This is a genomic window from Streptomyces nanshensis (genome assembly GCF_001751255.1).
Classification (GTDB): domain Bacteria; phylum Actinomycetota; class Actinomycetes; order Streptomycetales; family Streptomycetaceae; genus Streptomyces; species Streptomyces nanshensis_A.
Genome location: NZ_LJGW01000689.1, coordinates 1 through 6,878 on the forward strand (window position 1 = coordinate 1; position 6,878 = coordinate 6,878).

At 73.1% G+C, this 6,878-nt stretch carries 4 protein-coding genes and 1 pseudogene; 3 read left to right on the forward strand and 2 right to left on the reverse strand.

The window, feature by feature from the left end:
* Positions 1–98: 98 nt before the first annotated feature.
* On the reverse strand, positions 99–1,634 hold the full coding sequence (locus AN218_RS31840; protein ID WP_070020498.1) for a DNA-binding protein NsdB: 1,536 nt from the start codon (positions 1,632–1,634) through the stop codon (positions 99–101).
* A 242-nt stretch (positions 1,635–1,876) separates the two neighbouring features.
* Between AN218_RS31840 and AN218_RS31845 the strand changes: the two genes are divergently transcribed.
* Entirely contained in the window at positions 1,877–3,046 is a 1,170-nt protein-coding gene (locus AN218_RS31845; protein ID WP_070020499.1) for an aminoglycoside phosphotransferase family protein, read from the forward strand.
* Between the two features lie 410 nt (positions 3,047–3,456).
* A complete protein-coding gene (locus AN218_RS31850) occupies positions 3,457–5,460 on the forward strand; it encodes an N-acetylmuramoyl-L-alanine amidase (protein WP_244900888.1) in 2,004 nt (667 codons plus the stop codon).
* Between the two features lie 168 nt (positions 5,461–5,628).
* On the opposite strand, the gene AN218_RS31855 is transcribed toward AN218_RS31850, so the two are convergent.
* Positions 5,629–6,126 (reverse strand): hypothetical protein, encoded by a 498-nt coding sequence (locus AN218_RS31855; RefSeq protein WP_070020500.1) that lies wholly within the window; start codon positions 6,124–6,126, stop codon positions 5,629–5,631.
* Positions 6,127–6,382: 256 nt separating this feature from the next.
* Between AN218_RS31855 and AN218_RS31860 the strand changes: the two are divergent.
* A pseudogene (locus tag AN218_RS31860) lies at positions 6,383–6,878 on the forward strand (ATP-dependent DNA helicase); the annotation flags it as partial.

Genomic DNA, 6,878 nt, shown 5'->3' on the forward strand with positions numbered 1-6,878 from the left:
CGGACCGGGAACGGCCCGGCCCCCGCCCGCTCCTCCCCACCCGCTCACGTCCCTCTGCTCACGTCCGCGCTCGCAACGGGCCGTTCACACCGGGCCGCTCACACCGAGCGCAGGTCCGCGCCTCCCGCCCCCGGCAGCCGCGTCGGCTTCGGCTCACGCGAGAGCTTCGGCGGCTTCGGCTTGCGCGGCAGCGCCTGCTGGATCTCCTCGCGCAGCTCCTCGACCCGGCTGTGCCCGGCGTACCGGCCGGTGAGCCGGTACATCTCACGCAGCCTGTCCCAGGTGCGGTGCGAGGAGTTCTCGCCGACGCTCACCAGCGCCAACCGCGCGTAGCGGTCGGCCTGTTCGGGGTCGTCGGCGATGAAGCAGGCGGACGCGAGCGAGATCCAGTCGAAGATCTTCGAACGCTGCCGCTGCTCGTCCCGCAGCCGCAGCGCCCGCTTGGCGTGCTCCTCCGCGGGCCCGGCCGCCGACAGATCGTGCTCGGCGAGCGTACGGAAGGCCAGCGCCTGCATGCCGTGCAGATCGGCCTCGTCGAACATCTGCATCCAACTCGGCGGCGGCACATCGCCCTTGTCGGAGGCGAAGAGGTCCTCGGCCTCCCCGAGGGTGCGCCGCATCTCCTGCCCCCGGCCCATCGACGCCTGCGCCCACGCCTCGATGGTGTGCAGCATCGCGCGCGTACGGGGCAGGGTCTCCGCGCCGGAACCGGCACGGGCCAGCTTCATCAAGTCCAGTGCCTCGTCGGGCCGTCCGAGGTGCACCATCTGGCGTGCGGCACGCGAGAGGGCCTCGCCGGCGCGCGGCCGGTCGCCCGACTCGCGGGCGGCGTGCGCGGCGATGACGAAGTACTTCTGCGCGGTGGGCTCCAGCCCGACGTCGTGCGACATCCAGCCGGCGAGGACCGCGAGGTTCGCCGCCACGCCCCACAGCCGCTGCTGCACACGCTCGGGGTGACGGTAGGAGAGCATCCCGCCGACCTCGTTGAGCTGGCCCACCACCGCCTTGCGCTGGAGGCCGCCGCCGCGTGCGGCGTCCCAGGCGCGGAAGACCTCGACGGAGTGCTCGAGGGCCTCGATCTCCTGGGAGCCCACGGGGGCCGCGTCGTACCGGTCGAGCGCCGCCGCGTCCGCGCGCACGCCGCCGGAGTGTCCGGTCTCGAGAACGCCGGCGGCCGAACTCCGGTCGCCGGCAAGCCAGTCGTACATGGCACTGCTGAGTGCCGATCCTGCGGTGAGCGCGGCGCCCGCGCCCACCAAGCCGCGTCGGTTGAGCATGAGGTCCATTCCCGTGAATTCGGTGAGGACCTCGGCCGTCCGGTCGGGCGCCCACGGCAGCCCGTCCAGTCCGGACCGCTGCCGTCCGGCGGACTGACCCGGCTTGCTGAACCCGAGGTCCTCGATGGTCACGACACGGCCGAGTCGCTCGGTGAACAGGGCCGCCAGCACCTTCGGCACCGGATCGCGCGGGGTCTCCCCCACGTCGATCCAACGCCGTACCCGCGAGGTGTCGGTCGACAGTTGCGCGTGGCCCATGGCCACCGACTGCCGGTTCACCAGCCGCGCGAGTTCGCCCTTGGACCATCCGGCGAGGCCGAACAGGTCCGCGAGACGGGTGTTGGGTCCCTTGGTCACGTCAAGCCCCCAGGTTCTCGGCTGAGTTGACAGTAACCCCGGCCCAACTGCCCTGCGAGCATTCGCCAGGGTTCGCCAGGGTCCGCCAGATGGTGTGCCACCCGGGCCCGGGTGTGCGTTAGGAAGGCGCCACCCCGGCCCCGTCCGGTGAGGCCGCCGCATTCCCCAGGGTGCGGACCGCCGTACCGGACGGGTCTGGCCGGCGCACCGCCCTGTCGGCACACGAAGGGACTCTGCTCACCATGCATCCAGCGACGTCCGCCGTGTCCGCTCCATTCCGGACGGTCGGCACACCGCCCTACGGCGGCGGTTCCCCGGTGGTGCCGCCCGCCGTGCCCCCGGCGGTACGGACGCAGGACCCGCGGAACGGCACCGCCCGGCCGCGGCTGACGGCCGCCGCCGGATCCCCGTCCGTCAGCGGGAGGCTGGACCTGTCCGGTCCGCACGGCGCCCAACTGCGCGCCGCCATCGCATCCGTACGCCGCATCTGTCCCGAGTTCCATCCGGTGCAGGTGCTGCGCCGGGCGGGCCGCTCCGTCCTGGTCTCCGGTACGGCGGGGCGCCAGGCGGTGGTCGCCAAGTGCCTCGTCGACCGGGCCGAGTCGTCCGCCGAGCGCTTCCGGCACGAGACGGCGGCCTACCGCACCTTCGTACGCCACCGTCCGCCGCTGCGCGTGCCCCGGCTGGTGGCCGCGGACCCGGACGAGTGCGTCCTGGTCATCGAGCGCATGCCGGGACGGGTGGCGGCGTTACGGCGCCATCTCCAGGACAGCCCGCCGCGTGCCGATCTGCGGGCGGCGCTGGGCGCGTTGTGCAAGCTCAACCTCTGGCAGCCGCCGCCGGGCACCTTCACACGTCCGATCGACTATCCGGCCCGGCTCGCCCGCTGCCACGAACAGGGCCTGCTGACGGACCGTGACCTCGGGGACATGCAGACCCTGCTGCACGGCGCCGCCCAGGCACACACGGGCGGCGGCACGCCCTGGCAGTTCTGCCACGGCGACGCCCTGCTGACCAACGTGCTGCTCGGGCCGACCGGTCCGGCGCTCGTCGACTGGGAGCACGCGGGCTGGTATCTGCCCGGCTACGACCTGGCGACGCTGTGGGTGGTGCTCGGCGACGCCCCGATGGCACGCCGTCACATCAGCCAGCTCGCGCAGTCGCAGGGCGCGGCGGCACGGGACGCCTTCCTGGTGAACCTGATGCTCGTGCTGATGCGGGAGATCCGGATGTACGAGACGGCGATCCAGCGCACCATCCGCGAACCGGCTCCGGCCCCGACGACGCCGGGCGCGCAGGAACGTCCCGGTGCGATGCCCACCGGGGAGCAGCAGCGGCTGCTGCTGCGGCGGCTGCACGACGACTGCGGGCTCGCGCGGGGCGCGGTGCGCGCGGCGGTGGGCACCCGGTAGTTCCGGTGGGCCCGCACGCGGGCGGCTGGGATCCCCTCCCCTTCTCCCTCCCCGACCCCCCACCGGACTCCCGTACGGTCCCGTGCCCTGACCTGCCGGGAGAGCACAGGGCCGTACGGGCCACGCTGACGTGGGAATCGTCCCCGGCGCACGGTCATTGACGCACGCTCGGGCAACCGATACCTCTGAGGCCCGCTCGCACCCGTACGGGACGAGCCCAGACCGAGGAGGCCGCATTGCCCGAAGTGCCCGCATCTTCCGGTGCAGTTGACGATTCCCCCGACGCTTCCGGACGGCTCAGACGCCTCGCCCGGAACGCGGGGGTCCCTTTCCGCAGAGGCACGGCCCGCAGCCGGCGTTCGCGCGCGCTGTGGGCCGCCGGTACGGGCGTCGCCGCGACGGCGCTGCTGGTGCCTCTGGTGACCGCCGGTCCGTACGCGACCGCGGACCAGCGCGGCACCTCGCGGCTGCAGCAGCAGTTCGCGGACGCCGCCGAGGAGTTCGAGGTGCCCGAGAGCGTGCTGCTCGGCGTCTCGTACCTCCAGTCGCGCTGGGACACGCACGGGGGTGCCCCGAGCGTCTCCGGCGGCTACGGCCCGATGCATCTCACCGACGCGCGTACGGCGCTCGCCCGCTCCGCCCACGCCGGCGAAACCGGCCACGGTGCCGGGGAGGACGCCCGGGGCGACACGGCCCGTCCGGCCCGTACGACCAAGGCGGCGGCCGAGCGTGCGGAGCACGAGCGCACGCCGGACACCGGCCGGCTGCCCGCACGGCTGCGCACCGCGGAGCGGGCCGCGAAGCTGACGGGCCTGAGCACGAAGCAGGTGCGCGGCTCGACGGAGGCGAACGTGCGGGGCGGCGCGGCCCTGCTGGCGGCGGCGCAGAAGAAGCTGGGCCGTCCGCTCAGCGCCGACCCGGCGGACTGGTACGGCGCGGTGGCGGCATACCCGGAGTCCGCGTCCGGATCGGCATCGGGCTCGGGTTCGGCCTCGGGTTCGGGTTCGGCCTCGGCGTCCGACTCCGCCTTCGCCTCGGACGTGTTCGACGTGCTGCGCTCCGGCGAGCAGCGCACGACGGACTCCGGCCAGCAGATGCGCCTTGCGGCCGACCCGGACCTGCGCGACCCCGCGGCGGCGAAGTCCGGCCAGGCGGCGCCGCGTTCGGCCGCGAAGCCGCAGCCCGAGTGCCCGCGCAGCGTCTCGTGCGAGTGGCTTCCGGCCCCGTACGAGGAGTACACGGACGACGACGGCAACCCCACCTACGGCAACCACGACAAGGCCCGCCGGCCCGGCTCGGCCTCGGTCGACTACATCGTGGTGCACGACACCGAGGGCGAGTGGGACACCGTCATGGATCTGATCCAGGACCCGACGTATGTGTCCTGGAACTACTCGCTGCGCGCCTCCGACGGCCACATCGCCCAGCACGTACGCGGCAAGGACGCCGCCTGGCACGCCGGCAACTGGTACGTCAACGCCAAGTCGGTCGGCCTGGAGCACGAGGGCTTCCTCACCGATCCGGACGCCTGGTTCACCGAGGCGATGTACCGCTCCTCGGCGCGGCTGGTGAAGTATCTGGCGGCGAAGTACGGCATCCCGCTGGACCGGCAGCACATCCTCGGCCACGACAACGTGCCGGGCGTGACCACCGCCGACATCCCCGGCATGCACACCGACCCGGGCCCGTACTTCGACTGGCGCCACTACTTCCGGCTCCTCGGCGCCCCGTTCACGGCGCCGTCCGGCGGCAAGGACGCCGCACGGGGCGGGCTGGTGACGATTCGGCCCGACTACGACAAGAACCGGCCCTCCTACACCGAGTGCGACGACTCCGGCGACCCCTGCCCGTCGCACGGCTCCGGTGCCGTCCGGCTGCACACCGCGCCCGACGCCGACTCGGCACTGGTCCAGGACGTGGGTCTGCACCCGGACGGAGGGAAGTCCACCACGGGCGTCAACGACACGGGGGCGCGCGCCAGTACGGGCCAGCAGTACGCCGTCGCCGACCGCAAGGGCGAGTGGACCGCGATCTGGTACCTCGGCCAGAAGGCGTGGTTCCACAACCCGCCGAAGCAGCCCACCGCCGTCCCGTCGCGCGGCAAGCTGGTCGCCCCCAAGGACGGCAAGGACGAGATCCCGGTCTACGGCCGTGCCTACCCGGAGAAGGCCGCCTACCCCGAGGGCGTCCCGGCGCAGGAGCTGTCACCGCTGCCGTACAAGATCAAGGCGGGACAGGCGTACGCCGCGGGCCTCAAGACGCGCGGCGAGTATCTGTACGCCAAGGAATTCGACCCGCAGGCCGAGAAGTTCAAGGTCGTGCGCGGCGATCTCACCTACTACCAGATCCAGCTCGGGCACCGTGTCGCCTTCGTCAAGGCGGACGATGTGCGGGTGACCGGCTCGTCCTCGTAAAGACGCGAGCACGGCGCCCGTCGCGACAGCGCAGGGGCCCGGCACCGCGGACCGGCACTCTCCGTGCCGGACGCGGGCGCCGGGCCCTTCGCCGTGCGGTACGGGACGGGAGACGACAGGGGAGGGAGCCGCCGGCGGCCGCGGACGGAACGCCCGGGCCCGGCGGTCTCACTGCTGGAACATCTCCGCGGGCAGCGGCTTGAGCAGCGCGTAGAGGTCGTTGGAGATGGGCCGGTCCCAGCTCGCGATGGTCACGAGCACACCGTCGCTGCGGTCGAACTGGACGCAGGAGACCCGCTCTTCGGAACACTTCACCCGGCGGACGATCAGCAGGTTGTCCTCGTGCATCACCGGGTCCTCCTCGACTCCGGTGACCTCGATCTCCTCGTCGTTCTCCAGCGCCGACATCAGTTGTGCGACCTCGAACGGCACCTGGCTCCCGGTGATCTCGCGGGCCGGCGAGCCCTCCGGGAGGTTGCCGATGATCATCGCCGGGCCGCGCCCGCCGAAGAGGTCGTAGCGCAGGAAGACGCCCTGGCAGGTGCCGTCGGGCGCGGGCAGCAGACCGGCGCCCAGGTTGCCGGGCCAGTCGGTCGGGTCCATGGCCAGGACGTCGAAGTCCGGACCCGCGGGGACGGACGCGCTGCGACGGCGGAGGAACGACATGCGGCCATGGTACGTGCACGTGCGGCGCTCTCCCCCGGGACCTCGGCATGGTCACGGGTCCGTCACGGGACGGGCGGCGGGACCGCTCGCGGAGGGCGTACGCGGCGCCCGATTCCGTACCCGGCTCCGTACCCGTGCCGGGCAGGCGGCGGTGACGTGGCGCGATGGCGGAGGGGCCTCCGGAGCTGTTACGCTCGACGGTTTGTAACGGTCAACTCCCGTACAGAACAGGCCCGTTAAGGAGTTTAGCAGGCACATGAACGACAGTCAACCGGCGGCTGTGCCGGCCGCAGCGCTCGAGGCCGAGCAGACCTACGTGGACGGACTGTACGCACGCCTCGACGAGGAGCGGAGCCAGGCCCGTGCCGCCCTCGCCGAGGTGCACGCCCGCGGCGCCGACGGAGGCACCCGGCAGGCCATGACCGAGCGCGAGGTGCTCTCCTCCGAGTACGCGCGGCGCCTGGCGCAGCTCGACGCGGTCGAGTACGGGCTGTGCTTCGGCCGGCTCGACACCGACCACGGCGACGCCCTCTACATCGGGCGGATCGGACTGCGCGGCCCCGACCGCGACCCCTTGCTCGTCGACTGGCGCGCACCGGCCGCCGCGCCCTTCTACACCGCCTCCCCCGCGGCGCCCGCCGGCGTCGTACGGCGCCGGCGGCTGCACAGCACCGGCCGCAGGGTCACCGGCGTCGACGACGAACTCCTCGGCGGCGCGGCCGTGTTCGGGGGCGCGTCCGCGCACGGAGACG

Excerpts from the sequence above, each read along its gene's own strand:
- AN218_RS31845 (WP_070020499.1), top strand. The coding sequence starts at position 1,877 with ATGCATCCAGCGACGTCCGCCGTGTCCGCTCCATTCCGGACGGTCGGC.
- AN218_RS31855 (WP_070020500.1), bottom strand. The coding sequence starts at position 6,126 with ATGTCGTTCCTCCGCCGTCGCAGCGCGTCCGTCCCCGCGGGTCCGGAC.